At 47.5% G+C, this 19,520-nt stretch carries 18 protein-coding genes; 10 read left to right on the top strand and 8 right to left on the bottom strand.

Going from position 1 to position 19,520, the window contains the following annotated elements; all coding sequences use genetic code 11:
• Positions 1 to 29 precede the first annotated feature (29 nt).
• The 7 genes from BGO59_RS32710 (at position 30) to BGO59_RS32680 (ending at position 8,873) form a co-directional block, all read left to right on the top strand.
• The gene (locus BGO59_RS32710) at positions 30 to 1,319 is read left to right on the top strand and encodes a nucleoside hydrolase-like domain-containing protein (RefSeq protein ID WP_293691359.1); all 1,290 of its coding nucleotides are present in this window, start codon (positions 30 to 32) and stop codon (positions 1,317 to 1,319) included.
• A gap of 29 nt (positions 1,320 to 1,348) precedes the next feature.
• Positions 1,349 to 3,034, top strand: a complete 1,686-nt coding sequence (locus BGO59_RS32705; protein WP_293691358.1) for a glycoside hydrolase 43 family protein — start codon at positions 1,349 to 1,351, stop codon at positions 3,032 to 3,034.
• A 49-nt stretch (positions 3,035 to 3,083) separates the two neighbouring features.
• Entirely contained in the window at positions 3,084 to 4,034 is a 951-nt protein-coding gene (locus BGO59_RS32700; protein ID WP_293691356.1) for a hypothetical protein, read from the top strand.
• Positions 4,035 to 4,224: 190 nt separating this feature from the next.
• Entirely contained in the window at positions 4,225 to 5,442 is a 1,218-nt protein-coding gene (locus tag BGO59_RS32695; RefSeq protein ID WP_365981624.1) for an MFS transporter, read from the top strand.
• Between the two features lie 188 nt (positions 5,443 to 5,630).
• Positions 5,631 to 6,086 (top strand): hypothetical protein, encoded by a 456-nt coding sequence (locus BGO59_RS32690; protein WP_293691352.1) that lies wholly within the window; start codon positions 5,631 to 5,633, stop codon positions 6,084 to 6,086.
• Positions 6,087 to 6,177: 91 nt separating this feature from the next.
• Positions 6,178 to 6,840 carry an outer membrane beta-barrel protein gene (locus BGO59_RS32685; protein WP_293691350.1) on the top strand — a complete coding sequence of 221 codons (663 nt, stop codon included), beginning with the start codon at positions 6,178 to 6,180 and terminating at the stop codon, positions 6,838 to 6,840.
• Positions 6,841 to 7,376: 536 nt separating this feature from the next.
• Complete coding sequence (locus BGO59_RS32680) at positions 7,377 to 8,873, top strand: glycosyl hydrolase family 28 protein (protein WP_293691348.1); 1,497 nt, start codon at positions 7,377 to 7,379, stop codon at positions 8,871 to 8,873.
• A 204-nt stretch (positions 8,874 to 9,077) separates the two neighbouring features.
• Here the strand turns inward: BGO59_RS32680 and BGO59_RS32675 are convergent, their stop codons facing one another.
• From BGO59_RS32675 to BGO59_RS32660, 4 genes are all read right to left on the bottom strand, one after another.
• Positions 9,078 to 9,764 (bottom strand): ATP-binding cassette domain-containing protein, encoded by a 687-nt coding sequence (locus tag BGO59_RS32675; RefSeq protein WP_293691346.1) that lies wholly within the window; start codon positions 9,762 to 9,764, stop codon positions 9,078 to 9,080.
• Complete coding sequence (locus BGO59_RS32670) at positions 9,731 to 10,051, bottom strand: hypothetical protein (RefSeq protein ID WP_293691344.1); 321 nt, start codon at positions 10,049 to 10,051, stop codon at positions 9,731 to 9,733. The genes BGO59_RS32675 and BGO59_RS32670 overlap by 34 nt, the downstream gene beginning before the upstream one ends.
• Positions 10,052 to 10,190: 139 nt before the next feature.
• Complete coding sequence (locus BGO59_RS32665; RefSeq protein ID WP_293691342.1) at positions 10,191 to 11,786, bottom strand: M28 family peptidase; 1,596 nt, start codon at positions 11,784 to 11,786, stop codon at positions 10,191 to 10,193.
• Between the two features lie 85 nt (positions 11,787 to 11,871).
• Positions 11,872 to 12,897, bottom strand: a complete 1,026-nt coding sequence (locus BGO59_RS32660; RefSeq protein ID WP_293691340.1) for a lysylphosphatidylglycerol synthase transmembrane domain-containing protein — start codon at positions 12,895 to 12,897, stop codon at positions 11,872 to 11,874.
• A gap of 128 nt (positions 12,898 to 13,025) precedes the next feature.
• Between BGO59_RS32660 and BGO59_RS32655 the strand changes: the two genes are divergently transcribed.
• From BGO59_RS32655 to BGO59_RS32645, 3 genes are read left to right on the top strand one after another with little or no spacing between them, the layout of a single operon-like run.
• Complete coding sequence (locus BGO59_RS32655; protein ID WP_293691338.1) at positions 13,026 to 15,110, top strand: hypothetical protein; 2,085 nt, start codon at positions 13,026 to 13,028, stop codon at positions 15,108 to 15,110.
• Complete coding sequence (locus tag BGO59_RS32650) at positions 15,103 to 15,783, top strand: glycosyltransferase family 2 protein (protein ID WP_293691336.1); 681 nt, start codon at positions 15,103 to 15,105, stop codon at positions 15,781 to 15,783. Before BGO59_RS32655 ends, BGO59_RS32650 begins: the two co-directional genes overlap by 8 nt.
• Positions 15,783 to 16,163, top strand: coding sequence for a DUF2304 domain-containing protein (locus tag BGO59_RS32645; protein WP_293691334.1), 381 nt, complete (start codon positions 15,783 to 15,785; stop codon positions 16,161 to 16,163). The genes BGO59_RS32650 and BGO59_RS32645 overlap by 1 nt, the downstream gene beginning before the upstream one ends.
• Positions 16,164 to 16,179: 16 nt before the next feature.
• Here BGO59_RS32645 and BGO59_RS32640 read toward each other — a convergent pair whose 3' ends face one another.
• Genes BGO59_RS32640 through BGO59_RS32625 form a run of 4 tightly spaced genes read right to left on the bottom strand, consistent with a single transcriptional unit; the run spans position 16,180 to position 19,471 of the window.
• Positions 16,180 to 17,037, bottom strand: a complete 858-nt coding sequence (locus tag BGO59_RS32640) for an alpha-1,2-fucosyltransferase (RefSeq protein WP_293691332.1) — start codon at positions 17,035 to 17,037, stop codon at positions 16,180 to 16,182.
• 27 nt (positions 17,038 to 17,064) lie between these two features.
• Entirely contained in the window at positions 17,065 to 17,856 is a 792-nt protein-coding gene (locus BGO59_RS32635; RefSeq protein ID WP_293691330.1) for an FkbM family methyltransferase, read from the bottom strand.
• Positions 17,857 to 17,860: 4 nt separating this feature from the next.
• Positions 17,861 to 18,628, bottom strand: a complete 768-nt coding sequence (locus BGO59_RS32630; protein ID WP_293691328.1) for a DUF268 domain-containing protein — start codon at positions 18,626 to 18,628, stop codon at positions 17,861 to 17,863.
• Between the two features lie 6 nt (positions 18,629 to 18,634).
• Positions 18,635 to 19,471 (bottom strand): glycosyltransferase family 2 protein, encoded by an 837-nt coding sequence (locus BGO59_RS32625; protein ID WP_293691326.1) that lies wholly within the window; start codon positions 19,469 to 19,471, stop codon positions 18,635 to 18,637.
• Between the last annotated feature and the right edge of the window lie 49 nt (positions 19,472 to 19,520).

Raw genomic sequence — 19,520 nt, 5'->3', positions numbered from 1 at the left:
CTCTATGGCCTGATATTCAGACACTGATTATGAAAAAAGTCCTTTTTATTTACTGGTTGGCTCTGGTACCACTGGCGCTTATGGCTCAGAACCCCGTGCCTGCCAAGCCGCGTATATTAATCAGTACCGACATTGGGGGCACCGATCCGGACGATAATCAGTCCATGACCCATTTCCTGATGTACAGCGATCGGTTCGAAACGGAGGGACTTGTTTCATCGCCTTCGTACGGGAACGGCACCAAGCAGAATCTGCTGGCCATGATCGACTTGTACGAGAAAGACCTGCCCAAACTTCGTCAGCACAATCGGGGCTATCCTTCGCCCGATGCGTTGCGGGCGGTGTGCAAGCAGGGGCGGCATGGGGCAGCACCTTTCAAAGGGTATACGTCGGCTACGGAAGGGTCTGACTGGGTTATCAAATGTGCCAAAAAGCCAGGTAAACAGCCGTTGTGGGTACTTGTTTGGGGTGGATTAGAAGACGTGGCCCAGGCGCTGCATGATGATCCTTCGATTCAAAGCCGCATTCGGGTGTACTGGATCGGTGGCCCCAATAAGAAATGGAGCGCGAACAGCTACGCGTACATTGCCCGGAACTTCCCTAATCTATGGTTCATCGAAGCGAACGGCTCCTACAACGGATTCTTTTCAAATACGGGGTCGCCCGATAGCCTGAATACGCGTAACTACTACGACCATTATATCCGTGAAGCTGGTTTTCTGGGTAACGATTTTAAGAACTACTACAAGGGAAATCCCAAGATGGGTGACACGCCATCATTACTCTATGTGATGGATGGCGACCCGGCCAACCCATCGCGGGAAAGTTGGGGAGGGAGTTTTGAACCATTTACCCACAGTCCCCGAACGATCTTCAATCGCAATACGACCCTTACCGATACAGTGGGGGTGTATTCGGTGATGGAATTCCATTTCAGAGGCCCTGAAATCAATTTGGCGACCGATTCAGCTTGTTTTACGATGGTCGTTCAGGCGCAGATTGGTGAGCAGAAATGGCCGGGTTACTACCTGGGGAAAGGGCACTACGCGATCATGTACGTTCCCAAGCAGGCCGAAACGTTGACGTATAGCATCCGCTCAACTATTCCGGGCTTTGCCACTCAAACCGGAACGTTTGTTGTCAACAATATATGGCCGGGTAAACAGGACGCTGACGATTTCCGATTAGGGCCCAACTGGTTCACCGACCGGAAAGACCCGGCCCTTTTTGATGGTCGGCAGCAAGGCGCAAAAACCGTTCTCAAATGGCGACGCGACATCTTGCTGGATTGGGCCAGACGATGGAAATGGCTCCAGTAACGCCGAGTCGCACAATATCATTTAATCGCATGAACGATTTATCAATCAGTAGCTTACTGGTACTGTTTACCCTGTCGGCCGTTGCTCAGCCGGTTCGGCCCAAACCGACAATCGAAACGCCTTATGTATCGAAAGTTTGGGTATCGGATTTGGGCAATGGAACGTACAAAAACCCGGTGCTGAACGCCGACTATTCGGACCCGGATGCCTGTCGGGTGGGCGATGATTATTACATGGTGGCCTCCAGCTTCGATGCTATTCCTGGGTTACCCATTCTGCATTCGAAGGATCTGGTTAACTGGAGCTTGATAGGTCACGCCCTAAAACGTCAGCCACCGTTTGCGCATTTCGAGCAAACCCAGCATGGCAATGGCGTGTGGGCTCCGGCTATTCGGTACCACAACAAGGAATTTTACATCTACTACCCTGATCCCGATTTCGGTATCTACCTGACCAAAGCGACCAATCCGGCAGGGCCCTGGTCGGAGCCGGTGCTGGTGGAAGCTGGTAAGGGACTGATTGACCCCTGCCCACTCTGGGACGACAACGGACAGGTGTATCTGGTGCATGGCTGGGCGGGCAGCCGGGCGGGAATCAAGAGCATCATTACCATCAAGAAACTGAATGCCGAAGGTAGGCGGGTGATGGATGAGGGCGTTATCGTGTACGACGGCCACGAAACCGACCCAACCATTGAAGGGCCAAAGATTTATAAACGGAACAGCTACTACTACATCTTTGCTCCGGCCGGTGGCGTACCAACTGGCTGGCAACTGGTCTTACGGTCGAAGACTATCTACGGACCTTATGAGCGGAAGGTGGTTATGGATCAGGGGAAAAGTCCGATTAACGGTCCTCATCAGGGTGCGTGGGTCGATACCAAACCAGTCAACGGCAAACCGGGCGAGGACTGGTTTCTGCATTTTCAGGATAAAGAAGCCTATGGTCGTGTCGTTCATCTTCAACCGATGAAATGGGTTGCCGACTGGCCAGTTATTGGTGTCGATGCCGACGGCGATGGGAAAGGCGAACCCGTTCTGACCTACAAAAAACCGGCTTTAGGCAAGGTATATCCGATTGTTACGCCACCCGAGTCGGACGAGTTCAATAGTATTACGTTAGGAAGGCAATGGCAGTGGCAGGCGAATCCGAAAGGAACATGGCACACGACGAGCAATCAGGGATTTCTGCGGCTCTACTCGTATAAAGTGCCAGACGAAACGAAAAATAATTGGGATGTCCCGAACCTGTTGCTTCAGAAATTTCCGGCCGAACGGTTTATGGTAACCACAAAGCTGACCTTCAAACCCAACCCGAAGCTGGAAAACGAACGAACCGGGCTGATTATCATGGGGCAGAGTTATGCTAATCTGGTCTTGCGAAGCGCGAAAGAAGGGCTGGAACTTGTGTATGGCGTTTGTAAAAAGGCATCAGAGGGGAAACCTGAAGAGGAGACCGTTCTCTCACGTATTAATCAGCATACACCCGTTTATTTCCGGGTTGCAGTAACGGATGGCGCAACATGCCAGTTCAGTTACAGTCTTGATGGGAAGAGCTTTACGAAAGCAGGAGATCCTTTTCAGGCAGAAGTAGGCCGCTGGATTGGCGCCAAAATGGGCATTTTCTGTACTCGAACGAGCCAGATTAACGACTCGGGGTATGCCGATTTCGACTGGTTCCGGGTCGAGCCGGTGTCGGGTGGCAGTAACTTTTAGGTGATAAGCGCTTAATTAGCGTATTCGAATGCAAACCAGTGACCTTCTCATGATTAGACAGATAACGATTAACTTCTTTTTTGCCCTTTGTCTATCCGTTCTGAATGGATTTGCACAGCCTTCTTCTGGGGTTTACCCAGCCCGGCAAATGCTGTTACGGGATGAAGGGCTCTCCAAATTGAATTACATCGACCTGGCACATCCCGAACGAAATTATTACGTGTCGGTTCCGGCGGGTAGAGATCTGCAACTGATCGGGCAGGGACGGGTGATGCTGGGTACGGGTAAAGGCTACGAAGAGCGCGACGTCAAAACCGGTGATAAAGTGGCTGAGCTAACCACATACGACGGCACCATAGCCGCCCGACGTCTACGCAATGGCCATGTGATGCTGGTTGGACTCAACTGGCAGGGAAAAAAAGGAATCGTTCTGCTCGAACTGGATAAGAATCAGACGGTTCAACGAACGATCAATTACCCCGAGTTCAATTATGTTCGGCTGATCCGCGAAACGGTCGAGGGCAATTTCCTGATTACGTCCAACGACCGCGTATTTGAAGGTAAACCCGACGTCTCTATTGTGTGGCAGGCTCAACTGACCAAACAGGACAAAGCCCAGCATGCCTGGCAGGCCCAGCGGTTGGGTAACGGACAAACCTTGGTGAGTGGTGGTTATTCGGCCAATTTTCAGCGATTCGACAGGAAAGGGGCGTTTGTAGATAGTGTCAGCGGCCCGTCCATCGTAAATCCGCATTTTTTCGCTGGCTTTCAGATTCTGAAAAATGGCAACTGGGTAGTCGCGAACTGGCAGGGACACGGCCCCGATCATGGTGGCAGTGGTACGCAGATTCTGGAATATACGCCAGCCGGTAAACTGGTCTGGTCGTGGAAGCAGGACGCTAAGCAACAATCGTCCATTCAGGGGGTGCTGGTGCTGGATGGGCTCGACCTGAACCGCCCGCATGTGGAAGATGCCCAGGGGAAACTTGTTCCGAATTGATGAGTCGGCCCGTCATAATTTAACGGGCTGGCGTACAGAATGATGCTACTGTAGATAAGCCCTGATTTATACCTATAGGCTGACTGTGAAACCATTCCTTACATTATAACATATCAGACCAGGGCTTCTTACCATACTGGTATTCTCTGTAACTGCTTCTGAAACACGTTCAGAAGCAGTTGCTGTTAAAATGAACGATGCAATGACTGTAAATCAACGAGTACCAACTGAAGGTGTAATAAGGGCTCGAATAGCGACTCAGTTGATATTTTTAGTCTGCGGCCTGGGCATGGCTAGTTGGGCACCCATGGTTCCCTTTGCCAAAGATCGGTTAGGTTTAAATGATGCCAACCTGGGGTTGTTTCTGTTGCTATTGGGGGCTGGTTCTATGCTAATGATGCCGACGTCCGGCTGGCTGGTGAGCCGTTTTGGGAGTCGGCTTGTTATGGCTTGCGCTGCATTGGTAATGGCCCTTTCTCTCCCATTGCTGTTGGTTCTTTCCTCCATACCGACTATGGCTATAACGCTGTTCATATTCGGGGCTTCCATCGGCACAATCGACGTAGCCATGAATGCCCATGGCGTACAGGTGCAGAACCTATATGGAAAACCGATCATGTCATCTTTACACGGTCTGTTCAGTGTGGGTGGCCTTTTCGGTTCCCTGGGCTTGGGCTTATTGATCAAGTTGGGACTCAACCCGATGTATGCGATCATCTGTATTGCCTTGTTAATGATATTGATTACGCTAACCCAGTACAAGAATTTATTCCCTGCCGATACTGAACGACAGAGTATGAGTGAGTTTTCTACGACGACTGAGGAGCCTGAGCCTGCGGGGGGGAAACAATCTGCCAGTTGGTTGCATGGCAGCGTACTATTTCTGGGGTTTATGTGCTTCGCTGTCTTTTTGGCCGAAGGGGCAATTCTTGACTGGAGCGCCATTTTCCTACGGGATGTGAAAGGAATAAATATAGAGCTTGCTGGTCTGGGTTACGCATCCTTTTCCATTGCTATGGCCCTCATGCGGTTAGTGGGCGACAAACTGGTGGTTCGTTTGAATAGTAAAACGGTAGTTGTAGGAGGCAGCTTGGTAGGGGCTATTGGTTTGCTACTTGCTATTGTTACTCCCTGGGTCTGGGGAGGATTGGTGGGTTTTGTGCTATTGGGTTTGGGAGTTGCCAATATTGTACCGATATTCTTCAGCGCAGCTGGCCGATTACCCGGTATTTCACCAACGGTAAGTTTACCTGCTATTACCACCATCGGCTACATGGGCTTGTTGGCGGGCCCGGCTTTACTGGGTTTTATTGCCTATCATTTTTCCCTATCTATAGCGCTGGGGTTCACCGCTCTACTTCTGGTTATAGTTGCGCTGGTTTATAAACTAAAAGGGAGCCCCAGTTAGAGTTTTTTCAGCTGATAGTTATCCCTTCCTCTATCGTTGTTGAGCAGTAGATAGGCGTAGCCAGTACCAGCACAGATGAATGAGCGCAGAAAACCTTCTGTTCGATATAATTAATTGACTGTTAATCTGATGGGTTGAGTTGGTTTCGATATTTACTTACTATGCATTAGTAAAGTGTCAGGATATCTATGAAATCAATACAGGTCATATTGCTGGTAGGTAGCTGGTTGATTAGTCAGCCTATTCATGCGCAGTGGCGGTTGCTGTTTCAAAGTCAGGACATTTATCAACCATCGAATAGAGCAACGCCGTCGGATACAATTACAGCCATCGAATCGCGTGGGGTTTTGAGCAAATACCTTATTATTCGTTACCGCCATTCCAGAAGAAGGTTAATGGCAAAAGACTCTGTTTGGGGGTTTGTTGATGGATATGGGACTATCTGGCGATCGTATGAAAAAGAGCTTTTTGTACTCGTTGATTTTAATGGGGGATGGGTCAACTATGCCATCAATCGCCCGGTTAGAACGCGTCTTTCTGCCATGTATTGGGCGCCGATGTATAGCCGCACGCTGGATAGTAAGATTAAGTCTAGCTGGTCAGAGGCTATGGCTGACATTCCGGCCGGTCATATTTTGCGGTAAAAAATAAATGATGATTCCTTTGTGTATGTAGCAGAAACGCTAGTGTAGTATACACTCAAGCAGGTTCTCTAACAAATACTACATCAACCACATGAAAACACTGACTTTTTTACTGTTCATGGTGGGCGTAGCGCCTGCTTTTGCCCAAGGCAAATGGGCCTTGTCGGTCCATCTGGCACCTACATATACGCATAATGACTCGAAAATAACGGCCGGAGGAGGTCTTAATCCGCCACTACCAGTATCAGAGTTCGTTATTAAGTCCAATGGACTAAGCTACTCATTGGGTGTTTCGGCCCGGTATGCCTTCTCGCCCAAATGGTCTGTAACGACAGGTATTTGGGCCTCCCATATCGCTACTAGTAAAACAGACCTTGTGCAGGATGGTATCCCCTATACGATCCGGTATACATACAATCATCCGTTTTCGAATTTCTATAGTGCCCCTTTGCTGATTAATTATCAGGTATCGACCAAACGACTCTCTCCTTATATTTCACTCGGAACTACATTCGGCTTTAGAAGAAAGAGTTACGTTGATTTAACGGGTAATGGAGACTATGTAGCCGTTAAAATTGGCAAACCTGTCGTAGTTACGCCGTTGGTAGGGGTAGGCGTTCTGTATAATCTTACGGAGCACATGACCTTGATCGCGCAGCCTACTATTCAATATGATGTGGAATCGCATTCAAATTATGACTACTATCATGCGTACTCATTGAGTTTACAGACGCAGTTGATGTACCGATTCTGAGTACTATCGGGCGATTGTAGTCCATGGATATACACCTTTATAGGGGCTATCTGTCGACGTTCCTGGCTCGTTTATCGATTTGTTGCGTTTTAGTGGTAATAGGCACTCTCTCTTATGTCGGGTAGCCTGAAAGGTAGCACGTCAATAAAAATCAGAGCTGCCTGCTACACTAAAAAACGTATCGATGTGCTTATGAGAAGGCAACTGGCCGTACTTGGATTCATTGCTTCACAGGAACAGGCTAGATGATGCGGTGTTAGCCCTGATCCAACTCTATTAAAACAAACTGACTTGTAGGGCGGCCGATAACTCGTTCGGCTCAGCACTGTCGTCAACCATTTCCCAGTAGATACTCCTTAACGTGTAATCTGATTGGGGGCCTGGGCGTGTTTATACTTACCCCGTATCGTATTCAGATGGATAAAAAATCCTTACTTTATAGCCCTATAGTTCAGGTCTCTACATGCTCGAAAACCAAAAGTGTCTTCGGGTTGCCAGGTCTTGACGTCCGGTTTCAAAAAAGCGATATGTATCTGATGAAAGTACAGCAACTTGTTTTGTTCGTATTTGCCTGTTTAATCAGTCTTCAGGCCAACGCACAAATGTACATGATTACGGATTTCGGAGCCCGGGCAGATAGTACAGTGTTGAACACAAAAGCGATACAGTCGGCAATTGATGAGTGCTTTAACAAAGGTGGGGGCGAAGTGGGGATTCCGGCAGGTACGTTTCGGAGCGGTACTATTTTACTGAAATCGAATGTATACCTGCGTTTATTGCCGGGAGCTGTATTACAGGGTAGCTACAATCCTGCCGATTACCCCGAACATCCTATTGCATGGGCCCAAAAATATGGGACAATTACGCACGATGGATTGTATGTAGAAACGATGAAGGCCCTTGTTATTGCCGACCGTGCACACCATACGGGTATAGTTGGTCAGGGAACAGTGAGAGGAGCAGGCGATGGTAAGGCGTTTCAGCTTGGCCTTAACAAAGATGGTAAGCCCAAAAATTTGTTTTTTGTCGGGTGTAGTGACATTTTACTCCGTGATGTTCAGGTGCAGAACTCGGCGCAGATCACGATTTCCATCTCAGGCTGCGACAAGGTAAACATAGACGGCATTACTGTTCAGAGTCTGGCGAACTGGAATTGTGACGGTATGGACGTGGACGCGCGCGATGTCCGGATTGCAAATTGTATGATTGATTCAGAAGATGATGCGCTCTGTTTTAAAAGTGAATACCTAAGCCGGTTTTGTGAGAATATAACAGTTACCAACTGTGTGCTATCATCGCTTTGTAATGGTATTAAGATGGGGACGGGGTCTCGGACTGGCTTCCGGAATATCTCCATCAGTAACTGTATTGTTAAACGATCGTCGTTCAACGGCTATCGTCACTGGTCTATGCCTTCAGATATTGTTTATCAGCCTGAATTGCAGAGTGTTAATACGGGTATTGTTATCCTGGGTGTGGATGGAGGATTAGTCGAAAATATCAATGTGTCTGACATTGTCATGACAGATGTGATTAGCCCGATTTTTATTCGTGTGGGCCGTCGTTTTCTGACACCTGATCAGAAAACGTCAGCGATGCGTCACATAACCATCCAGAACATCCGGGCCGAGAGCCGCAGTACGATCCCATCCATTATTGCTGGATTGGCCGAAAGTCCGGTTGAAGATGTACGAATTGCCAATGTTCGGGTATCGGTTCCTATCGCCGTTCCTGCTGGCTCGCTTTCCAGGATTCCGGTTCTTATTCCTGAAAGCCAGAAAGGTTATCCCGAAAATCGGTTGACATTTGGTACATGGCTTCCAGCTAGCGCCTTCTACATACGCCATGCGAGAGGTATCACAATGACCGACATTGCGGTCTGGCAGCCCGCTATTGAAGCACGATCTGCTTTCTATACTGATGACGCCCGTAACGTGCGACTGACGAACGTAACCATTAATGGAAATCAGCTTAAGGAAATAAAGAATGGGCTGGTAAAGAAAGACAGCGAATCTGTGACCATTCGTGAATAAGTTGAAACTAGCATAGTTCGGGCGATTCCCCTTGTCAAAAAGTTTCTGAAGAATACTCCATAGTGACGATTAACGGGCAACCAGCGAGCCTATTCTATGGCTCACCCAGAACGAGGCCTTAGACAATGAGCTATTGTACGGAAAATGGGGTAGCTTCTGGAACTGACATTGCTTCAGGGTGATCTTAACTAAAGAGCCGAACCCCTATCTTATATAGCCGAAATCCCTTAGTTGTTGTATGGGGTGCTCAAGCGGAATGGTGCGGCCGTGCATGTTTAAAAGGTATAGTCGGTCACTAATGGCTAGTACGTCCAGATAAGAATGGTCGGTCATCAGGATTCCCTTGCGGGCTTTTAGGGCCACAAGCCAGGTTTTCAGCGTTTCGACATGGAGAGGCATCACGTTTGAAAAGGGTTCGTCGAGGATGATGAAAGGTGCTGGGCTGGAAAGTACCATGCTGATTTCTGCCAGACGTTTTTGACCACCCGAAAGGTCATCAAATCGGTAGGATAACAACCCGGCCAATTCAGGAAAGTAGGCACTCGCTTCTGTTGGGTCCGATTGATAAAGATGGAAGGCTTGCCGGACGGTCAAATGACCGGGAACAAATTGCTTTTGCGGTAAATAAGCGAGTATGCCTCGGTGCCGGTACAGTTTACCCATATAGGTACCATCGATACGAACAGAATTGTTTTGCGAAGTTCTGATGCCATATATGATTTCCAGCAGAGACGTTTTTCCACAACCATTACGACCCAGCAATCCCACCAACTGCCCTTTGTCGACACGCAGATAGACGTTTTGTAGGATACGGTGATTAGCGTACTCTAGCCAGACACTATCGACTTCTAATGTGGTTACTGAAGAATGAGACTTGCCAGGCAAATACATAGGCTAACTAGTAAAATGTCAATGATATAGACGCCACCCGCCAGCTGAATTTCCGATAGACCAAAGTGATGATAAAAGACAAACTCTTTCCGATTCGTCAGCCGAAACAGGTACCAGATCAGGAGTTGGGATGCAGTTCGTAACCAGAAAAATTTAGTGACGAAGGAGAGGAATTGGTCCGACTTGAGGGTAGGGTATCCGGCCACAAGCCACATCAGTACCGAGACTGCTAGTGTTAGCGGGCATAATTGCCTGTACAGGATCAGTAGAACACGAAGGCGTAGCATGCAGGAAAGATATTTCGTTTTGCTACACCAATGGAGAAATTAAGAAGCTTTAACGCTGAGAATGAATAACCAGAAAGCGCCCGTCTATACCTGCATCTGGCAGGGCATAGGCGGGCGCTTTCTCTTTTGGAATGAATGCTTATTGTTTATTGCTGTCTACGACGAGTCGCTGGTCACGGTTGGCGATGTCCCAGGCGGTGTAAAAAACCAGCCGGGCCGATTTTTCGGCTAGCTTGAAATCAATCTTCTCGATGTCGTCGGTCGGTTTGTGATAGTCGGGGTGCAGACCGTTGAAATAGAAAATAATGGGAATCTGGTGTTTGGCGAAGTTGTAGTGGTCAGAGCGATAATAAATGCGCTGAGGGTCCTGCGGATCGTTGTATTTATAGTCGAGTTCCATGCCAATGTACTTCTTGTTGGTCTCTTCGCTGATCTTGTGCAGGTCTGACGAAAGCTTATCGGACCCAATCACGTAGATGTAGTTCGATGATTTTCCCTCGTGCAGATCATCGACCCGGCCTACCATGTCAATGTTCAGATCAGCAACGGTCTTCTCAAGAGGTAATACCGGACTCATATCGGCATAGTATTGCGAACCTAACAAGCCTTTCTCTTCGCCCGAAACTGTCAGGAATAGAATCGACCGACGAGGACCTTTCCCGGCGGCTTTGGCTTTGGCAAATGCCTGCGCAATCTCCAGTACCGATACTGTGCCCGATCCATCGTCGTTGGCACCGTTGTTGATCTGCCCATCGGGGCTGATGCCAATGTGATCGTAGTGCGACGAAACCACCAGTACCTCATCTTTTTTGTCGGTCCCTTCCAGAAAGCCCAGCACATTCGACGACTGCGTTTTTTCTTCCACGCGGTCGGCTTTCATGCTGATCGTTCCGGCCAGCGAGGACGCAACAGGTTTATCCGACTTAGCCAGTTGTTCAGCCGCTTGATTGAGTGTAGCCGTAGTTGTGTTGAGTAACGCCGACCCCATATCGGTCGTAATCAGAAATACACCAACGGAGCTTACGTTTTCGGCCCCCGGCTTCAGCATCAGCCGATTCATGCGTCCCTGCATGGCACCCCGTTGCGCCATGAGTTGTTTGAACGCTTCGGGCGAATCGGTCGAAACGATAAACACCTGAGCGGCTCCTTTGTCTTTGGCTAGCAAACTTTTAGCCCGCCAACCGTTTGGTCCACCCCATTTAGACGATTCGGACGAGCCACTAATCAGTTTCTTGCCGTCGGCCGATTTAGGCTCATCATCCAGCATCACAACGGCTTTGCCCGAAACGTTGCGTCCGGCATAATCGTCGTAACTAGACTCGCCAATGCCGTATCCTACAAAAACGGTTTCGTAAGTAGTTTCGCTGGGCAGGTAAAGCAGCCCATTGGGGATAAAATCTTTCTGGTTTTCAAAGCGTTTGCCACCCGCGTTCACATAAAAGTCGCCCCACGTTTTTCGGTACAGCGTAAAGGGTTGCTGATAGCCCATTTTGCCATCTTCGGTTTTTACAATTGGCTTAAGGCCTTCAGCGGCAAACTGGCTGGCAATGTATTCGGCGGCTTTCCGCTGCCCACGCGTGCCTGTTTCGCGCCCTTCCATATCGTCGGCCGCTAGCACGCGAAGATTTTTTTCGAGATCAGCAGCAGTAATCGTATTGGCGAATTTTTCCTGCGCCAAACAAAGGCCAGGCAGCAAAATCAGACCAGCTGCCAGCGTAAGTTGATGAGAGGTCATGTAATCCGGTTAATTTGATCGGGTGTTTTTTAGCTACGAATGTACGATGCAATCATTGAAAGATTATAGGATATCCTGCGTATCACTACTTGACCAGACTTTCCGCTTCTTTCGGAGGGCGATGAGTAAGCAGAACAGGAATAATCAGAAAACTCAGACTGCTTAATACTAACGAAAAACCCATCTGAACCGCATGTAGGAACGTGGCAACAACAACTCCTTTCGTCAGCGTCATACCATACAAAACCAGCACCCGGCTGACCAAAAAATGGTAGGTTCCCAAGCCACCCTGTGTTGGTACGGCCAGACCACCCAATGAGCTGACCGTTAGTATGGTAAGGGCCGATGCTGGGGGGAGGTCAACGGTTTCGGCTGAAGCAAGGAGCAGAAAGTAGGTACTTAGAAACGCGAGTACATAATTGGCAATGGTCAGGCCGATAAATAAACCAGGGGTTTTTAGGTTTTTAATGGCAATGATTCCCTGGCCTATATTGAGCACAATGGTAGCTATTTGTTTTACGAATGGGTTTTGCCGGAAGGTTGGCTGTTTCGCCAGCCAATAGCCAAGAGCTGCTCCCAGAAGGCAGATACCGACAAAGCCAATGAGGACGATTTCGGATTGACCTCCTGGGGTAATGCGGGTCAGTATCGGACTGAACAAGTCCGTAAGGAATTGTCCAACCCGCTTCAGTTCGATAAAAAATGTCAGGCCGACCAGTACGCCCAGCATGAGTAAGTCAATAACCCGCTCGCCTACCACAGAGCCTAGCCCCTTCGTTAGTGGAACCCCGTCTGTTCGCTGTAGCGTGCCGCAGCGCGTAAGTTCACCGGCTCCGGGAATGATCATGCTGGCCATTGTGCCAGCCAGTAGCGCGACGGTGGTGCGGAACAGAGAAGGCCGGTAACCCATTGCCTGTAAGGTAAGCTGCCATCGGGCAGCCCTGGTCAGGTGATAAAGACCAATACACAAGCTCACCACGGCTAACCATCTATAATCGGCCTGTTTGAATTGAGAGGCTAGTTCGGCCAAAGGCACATCTTTTAGCACATACCACAGTAAGCCAATAGCCAGGGCAATGGGAAGCACTTGCCTGATAAGCGATGTATTCATGCAGGCAAATTAGTTATTTTCAGAAAGACAATCTGAGGAACTGTAAAATTTGGCACGGTATTAGTAAGTTTGGTAAGGCGTTAGCAAATACCAATCCAAGCCCATAAACTATTTCCGTAACCAAGCTCATGTCGAAGAAAAGGAAAGGACCCAATCCTGCCTCTACAACCAGCCCGGCTACCAAATCGCAGCCAGTACCTCCAATCCATACCCCCCCCGTTACTACACCTAAACCCATTGTTGTTGCGGAAGAAGATCGACCGTTCGAACTTATCCGATTCGATAAGCGGGTAAAATGGTTTCTGGGTATCTGTATAGGGCTTTTCATCCTGTTGACGCTGGCAAAAATTAATTACTCATCCATCGGGATGTGGAATACCGTGATACCTGACGGATCTGACGCCAAACGCGGTATTGTTTCAGGGAAGCCTAAGCCTATACGGATGGACGAATGGGCTATTTTAGCCCCGTTTATGCTATCGCAGGCACACCAGGGCTTTCCATTGGAAAACCCGGCAATTGGCGGTGAAAAAGTAGCCTTGGTCGGCTATTTTCCTATCAATCATTTCATTTCTTTTTTTCGCCCCGACTATTGGGGGTTTTATCTGTTCGACGTTGACCATGGGTTTGCCTGGCGCTGGAATTTTATTCTTTGCTTTGGCCTGATTTCGACGATGCTGGCTTTTATGCTGCTGACCCGAAACCAGTTCTGGCTTTCGGTATTAGGTGCTTTTTGGCTGGTTTTTTCTCCTGGATTAGCCTGGTGGTCATTTTTCCTGCTTACCAGTATTTATTCTGGGTTTGGTATGCTGGTTGCGTCGGCTTATATGTTCTTTTCCACCCGAACCCGAACCATACTGATTGCGGGCGTTCTGTTCTTTTGGTGTTTTTCCATGTTTGCCTTAACCCTGTATCCGCCCTATCAGGTGCCGTTGGGGTATTTACTTTTGTTTTTATTGATTGGCTATACCTGGCGATATTACAACAAGGAGCTGATTTTTAATAAAGTATGGCTCAAGCTGGGCGTATTTGCCGTTGCTTTTGCCCTGATGGGATGGATTTTTTATGCCTATTACCTGGATGCCAAATCGACCATTGACGTTATGTCGAATACGGTTTATCCGGGTAAACGTAGTGAAACAGGCGGTACAGGGTTCATTGCTAACTGGTTCTCCGAGTATTTTGCTGGTTGGTTGCTGAATGATCAGGTATTCCCGAAAAGCTGGCTGAACATCTGCGAATTATCGCACTTCATCACCTTTACGCCTGTTATCGCGGTTAGTCTGGTTATTTATTTTGCACATACCAAAAAAGTTGACCCCCTGCTCGCTATTATTTTAGGCTTTGTATTGGTCTTACTGGTATGGATTGAAATTGGTTTTCCTGCCTTTCTGGCTAAGGCCACTTTGCTTGATGTGAGCCCTACTCGCCGAACCCAAATTCCGTTTGGTATCGCAAACGTTGTACTGGCGATACTGTATATGAGTTATATACATACCAACAAATTTAAGGTTAATGGATCGGTGGGGGCATTACTTACGGTGGGCGTCGTACTGTTTATGATTTATGCGGCATGGTTGAATCTGGAAGATGCTCAGGGTATTTATAAGGCCCATCAGTTGTTCCTGCCAACTCTATATTTCATGGCGTTGAATTTCCTTTTGCTGCCGGTTGTCAATTTTCAGTATAAAGAAATAGCGGTTGTGGGGGCTGTGGCCTTATTTACATTGCCAAATCTGAAGATCAATCCAGTAGGTAAAGGAATGGCGCCGATTACCGAAAATGCGCTTTATCAGAAAGTTCGTGAACTTCATTTGCAGGAGCCAAAGGCACGTTGGGTTGTATTGGGCAGCCAGTACATTACTTACCTGGTCACGGCGACAGGGGCCAATCAGTTGAGTGGTGTAAAGAACCAGCCTGATTTTAAAACCATGCATGTATTAGATCCTACGGCAAAGCGGGATTCGGCCTACAACCGCTATGCTCACGCCGTTTATAATACCTACATTGATCCGGTTCATCCCGATACAGTTATTATTCAAAGCCAGTTTGAGGACGGCTATCAGGTTGCGCTTGACCCCTGCTCGCCCAAGCTCCGAAAGCTCAATGTTCGCTATATCATTTTCGACCGGGTACCACAACCCGTTGAAATTCGTTGTATGAAGCAAGTAGCAAAAATGGGAAATCTTGAAATCTATCGTACCAATGACTGACCAGGTTTTTGTGATTATACCCTCCTTCAATGAAGGCAAAGTTATTCGGCAGACAATCCGGTCCCTGGGTAACCAATATACTGTTGTTCTGGTCGATGATGCCTCTACAGATGATACGGCTAATGCCGTTCGTGACTTACCCATATACTACCTCCGCCACGATATCAACTTAGGCCAGGGCGCTGCTTTGCAGACGGGTATGGACTTTGCGCTGCAGCAGGGCGCCGATATAGTGGTCCATTTTGATGCAGATGGGCAGCATAATCCGGCTGATATTGACCGATTTATCAGTGTGCTGAAAGATCAAAAAGTGGATATTGTGCTCGGGTCAAGATTTATGAGGCAGGACGACTTTTTAGCAATACCGCGCTTGAGACGTTTATTGTTACGCGTTGCCCGCATTGTTAATGGCTTGCTCACAGGGTTATGGCTTTCTGATGCACACAATGGCTTTCGGGTTATGAATCGACAGGCCTTGCGCTCGATTCAACTGAAAGAAAACCGGATGGCTCATGCCACCGAAATCCTCATGCAGATACGGCGTAAGCATTTGCACTTTATTGAATGCCCAACGCATATCATTTACACGGACTATTCGCAGGTGAAAGGCCAACGTTGGCAGGGTGCTATCGATATTTTGATTGATGTATTTATCAATAAATATTTTCGCTAATGAACGCTGATATTCAGTTTACATTTACTCCTATTCAGCTACTGCTGTCTATACTTTTGTTGGTTATAGCTGTAGCCTCGCTAAGACTTTTTCGTAATCGTTTACTATATCGATTGTTTTTTGTTGCTATTGTTCTGACCGGGATTGTATTCGTTTCGATACCAGAATTACCTTATTATATCGCAAACCGTCTTGGTGTCGGACGGGGCGTTGATTTGGTCTTTTATCTGCTTTTTACTGGTTTTCTGCTGCTCATTGCCGTCTTATACCGTCGGTTGTTACAGCATGACGTTATTATTACGCAGATTATCAGGCAGAACGCTATTAAAAATTATACCAGCCCCAATCTCCATAATCAGGCCAGACAGCAGAATAAGTAGCTCGGTTGAAAGGAAGCTATATACTGTGCCAGTGGCTGGGAATAATCTGCTTTGATTGGTTGACAAACCACTGCCTGGGGGCTACAACGAATCTATCCGTGGCCGGATTGAGCCAGGCCCCCCACCAGCTAAACGAACTGTTGGCTACAATAGCATGCCGACATAACTGCATAAGGTACATATCCTGCCAGCTATCGATACCACTGTTGTGTTCAACATAGGTAGCAGATGGGAACAAGTCGCCCAATTCCCGTTTTACCCAACTTTGATCGTCCGAAAAAACAAAGAAGCCAGCGTTGGGTACCCGCTCACGTATATAATTTACGGCCTGTTGATAATATAATTTGCCACAAAGACCATGATGTTGACTCGCGTTGGTGTTTGTGACATAATCTCCTCGACGAATATGTACAAACGTTGCAGCAGGGTGGTCTACAATAGCATCTGCAACCAGCCGCGTCTGATCGGATAGGGGTTTTTGAAAGGTGAGTTGTTGCCTGAGGGCGTTCGCTACTGTCTTAAAATAATCTTCCGATTGCCAGTACCCCAGGCATAGTACATCCTGTATGGGTGCTCCGAAGGTGAGTAAAGGCATCGAATTGGTTTCCCGCAGGATAACCGCTCTACGGCCCGGTAATAAACTTCCTCCAATGGTTCGTGCTACATCGTACAGAGAGGCTGATTGCTGAGCGATGGCAAAGGCATCCAGCTCATAGGTCCGGGGTGTATAGTTTCGGAGTTTAGCCAGCCACTGACTTTCCAGCAGATGCCGGTCCAGACGCAGTTCGGTATTAAGTTGGCGGGCCAGGCTGAAACCAAATGCATACTGGAACAACTGATTGCCCAAGCCTCCGGCAAGAATAGAAATTACCATACCTTTCTTCTGGCTATCGATAGCTGCTCATTTTCGTTCGGCCAGAAAATTCACAGTAACGAATATTTCCAGAAACTCCGAGTATTCATCGATCCTGCGCAACCCATTGCCTACAATACGATATAACGTATAGTTTGGAGAGAGCAGGCGCCAGAAATCCCGGAAGTACGTTCGAGAGTCAATACTGGTGCCTCCAAATTCGAACTGAATAAATCGAATACGCTGCTCATCAATCAGTTTATGGGCTCCCTTCAGAACAGCCAGTTCATGACCTTCGACATCAATTTTCAACAAATCGATCTGACCGATTGTCTGGCTAGCTGAAAATTCATCCAGTGTGCTAAATGTGGCTACTTCATGCTTCGAAAATGACACCTGGATGTGTTGTAGATCACGCTCATACACCGATGTCATACCCGACTGCTCAGCATCGGAATACAGAACGAGTTCACCCGCCTGATCGCTTAAGCCTATATTGTGTTTACAGACGTTGGCTTCAGGAACGTTTTTTTTCAGGGTTTGGAAGGTGGCCCACGATGGCTCGAAACAGTGAATAGTCACCGGCTTGTCAAATCCGTTCAATACCATTCGTGCGTAACTACCAATGTTAGCGCCTACATCGAAAATGGTAATGGGCTCAGACTGCCCAGCCGTTTTTCGGGCCACATAGCGGACAACGTACTCTTCACCACTATCGTCTGTAAACGATCCCCCTCCATAATTCATCGCATACAGTGTGAAAAGATGGAGCTTTTCATAAATAGGCTGTAGTAATACGATCCGGGTAGGGGCTAACAGCCATTGTAAGAATCTCTTCATGGGTTTAATCAGCTCGTCTGGTCATTTCAAAAATACCGCAGCCATACGTACAGCCAAAATTCGTTAGAGCAGCTTCGGAACGTAAATTAGCGTTTTCGACAAGTTGTTCATTATCATCGATATACGAAAAGCGCTCTACGGTGTAATAGGGTTCAAATAAGTTGAGTAAGTAGGCAACCGAAAAGACCCTATGCGCATTATAAACAATGCCCTGGGGGCCAATTGGCGACGAAAAATAAAACCGACCGCCAGGTTTGATAATCTGCCTGATGTTGTCCAGCGCTTTGAGGTGGCCATTGACGTCGATCGGGTCGCCGTAGCGTCCTAATCCAAAGTGTTCGATAGCATGTAAAGCCGAAATAGAATCAGTCGATTGAATCATATCGGCCGGTAAGTTCATTAAATCGGCCTGCCGGAAACGGACATTGGGAATAGACCGATTCAAGGGGCGAATATCAATAATTTCGATAGGTCGGTATGAAGCTACGTGCGCCACAAATCCGTCGATACGAGAGCCGATATCTACGTGTTTGACTGGATTATTTTTGAATATGCGTTGCGCTACATAGAGGTCCTGAAGGAAGTAGTGCTTTACAAAAATCCCACTCTCATCATACCGATCAAAAATGGCTGGGTAGTAACTGCGAATAGGAAAATCGGGATTCCCGTTGAGTTGTTTCTTCAGCGTAAAGTAGTCTTTTACGTAAGCAGGCGTAGCTTTAACTCCGCCCCAGACGATTTGTGTACCTAGTTTAAGAATACGTCCGATCATGATGGATTAGGCTTTTATGAGCTGGCGGGCTGTGTTCATCGACTTAATAAGAATCCATTCAGGAAATAGATTAATTACAGCCGTAATTACGGCTATTTTGACTCTGTCTAGGACAGGTGCGGTATACCCAAATTCCTTAATAAACTGATTCTTGATGGCCACATTTGTTTGCCATTTGGCTCGTAAGTTGGTAAAGACCGTATTGGTCGTATGAATTCGGTAGGCGGTTAATGCTTCCGGTAAATTACACATTCGATAGCCTGCCTGTAGTAATCGAAATAGGCTGTAATAATCATTGAAATGCGCAAACTGAATCTGATATAAATCTTCTTTCAGTGTATTTCGATACATGACTGCTGGATTGGCAATCGGGAATCGTAGATAAAATTCTTTATAAATTTCTTCATGCGTAATAGGATATGCCCGTTTACCCGTAACCCGACCTGTTTCATCAATAAGCGTCAATTGACTACCAACCAGAAATACATCTGGATGTTGCTGTAAATAACGTACCTGTTGGGTTAGTCGATCAGGCATGGCCACGTCATCAGCATCCAGTTTGGCAATAAATTCTCCTTTTGCCTGGCGAGCGGCAATATTACTGGCTACTTCACCACCATAACCCAGCGGTTTGGGCTCATGCAGTATACGGATACGGCCATCTCTTTGCGCAAAATCCGTCAGCAATTTAGGGGTATTATCAGTTGATCCATTGTCCAGAATGAGCAGCTCGAAATTTGTATAACGCTGTTTTAGAATACTTTCCACAGCATCAGAAACATGCCGTTCACCATTGTAAACGGGCATTATAACTGATACAAGTGGCTCGTCTGCTGTAACCATGAAAAAGCCCTTATCAATTATCGGACCAAAATGTTTGCGAATTCGTTGG

This window comes from Spirosoma sp. 48-14 (assembly GCF_001898575.1).
Lineage (GTDB): Bacteria > Bacteroidota > Bacteroidia > Cytophagales > Spirosomataceae > Spirosoma.
This window is presented reverse-complemented; position numbering and strand designations above follow the sequence as displayed.

Excerpts from the sequence above, each read along its gene's own strand:
- BGO59_RS32625 (WP_293691326.1), bottom strand. The coding sequence starts at position 19,471 with ATGGTTACAGCAGACGAGCCACTTGTATCAGTTATAATGCCCGTTTAC.
- BGO59_RS32650 (WP_293691336.1), top strand. The coding sequence starts at position 15,103 with ATGACTGACCAGGTTTTTGTGATTATACCCTCCTTCAATGAAGGCAAA.
- BGO59_RS32675 (WP_293691346.1), bottom strand. The coding sequence starts at position 9,764 with ATGTATTTGCCTGGCAAGTCTCATTCTTCAGTAACCACATTAGAAGTC.
- BGO59_RS32640 (WP_293691332.1), bottom strand. The coding sequence starts at position 17,037 with ATGGTAATTTCTATTCTTGCCGGAGGCTTGGGCAATCAGTTGTTCCAG.
- BGO59_RS32670 (WP_293691344.1), bottom strand. The coding sequence starts at position 10,051 with ATGCTACGCCTTCGTGTTCTACTGATCCTGTACAGGCAATTATGCCCG.
- BGO59_RS32685 (WP_293691350.1), top strand. The coding sequence starts at position 6,178 with ATGAAAACACTGACTTTTTTACTGTTCATGGTGGGCGTAGCGCCTGCT.
- BGO59_RS32660 (WP_293691340.1), bottom strand. The coding sequence starts at position 12,897 with ATGAATACATCGCTTATCAGGCAAGTGCTTCCCATTGCCCTGGCTATT.
- BGO59_RS32630 (WP_293691328.1), bottom strand. The coding sequence starts at position 18,628 with ATGATCGGACGTATTCTTAAACTAGGTACACAAATCGTCTGGGGCGGA.
- BGO59_RS32695 (WP_365981624.1), top strand. The coding sequence starts at position 4,225 with ATGAACGATGCAATGACTGTAAATCAACGAGTACCAACTGAAGGTGTA.
- BGO59_RS32665 (WP_293691342.1), bottom strand. The coding sequence starts at position 11,786 with ATGACCTCTCATCAACTTACGCTGGCAGCTGGTCTGATTTTGCTGCCT.
- BGO59_RS32700 (WP_293691356.1), top strand. The coding sequence starts at position 3,084 with ATGATTAGACAGATAACGATTAACTTCTTTTTTGCCCTTTGTCTATCC.
- BGO59_RS32690 (WP_293691352.1), top strand. The coding sequence starts at position 5,631 with ATGAAATCAATACAGGTCATATTGCTGGTAGGTAGCTGGTTGATTAGT.
- BGO59_RS32645 (WP_293691334.1), top strand. The coding sequence starts at position 15,783 with ATGAACGCTGATATTCAGTTTACATTTACTCCTATTCAGCTACTGCTG.
- BGO59_RS32710 (WP_293691359.1), top strand. The coding sequence starts at position 30 with ATGAAAAAAGTCCTTTTTATTTACTGGTTGGCTCTGGTACCACTGGCG.
- BGO59_RS32635 (WP_293691330.1), bottom strand. The coding sequence starts at position 17,856 with ATGAAGAGATTCTTACAATGGCTGTTAGCCCCTACCCGGATCGTATTA.
- BGO59_RS32705 (WP_293691358.1), top strand. The coding sequence starts at position 1,349 with ATGAACGATTTATCAATCAGTAGCTTACTGGTACTGTTTACCCTGTCG.
- BGO59_RS32655 (WP_293691338.1), top strand. The coding sequence starts at position 13,026 with ATGTCGAAGAAAAGGAAAGGACCCAATCCTGCCTCTACAACCAGCCCG.
- BGO59_RS32680 (WP_293691348.1), top strand. The coding sequence starts at position 7,377 with ATGAAAGTACAGCAACTTGTTTTGTTCGTATTTGCCTGTTTAATCAGT.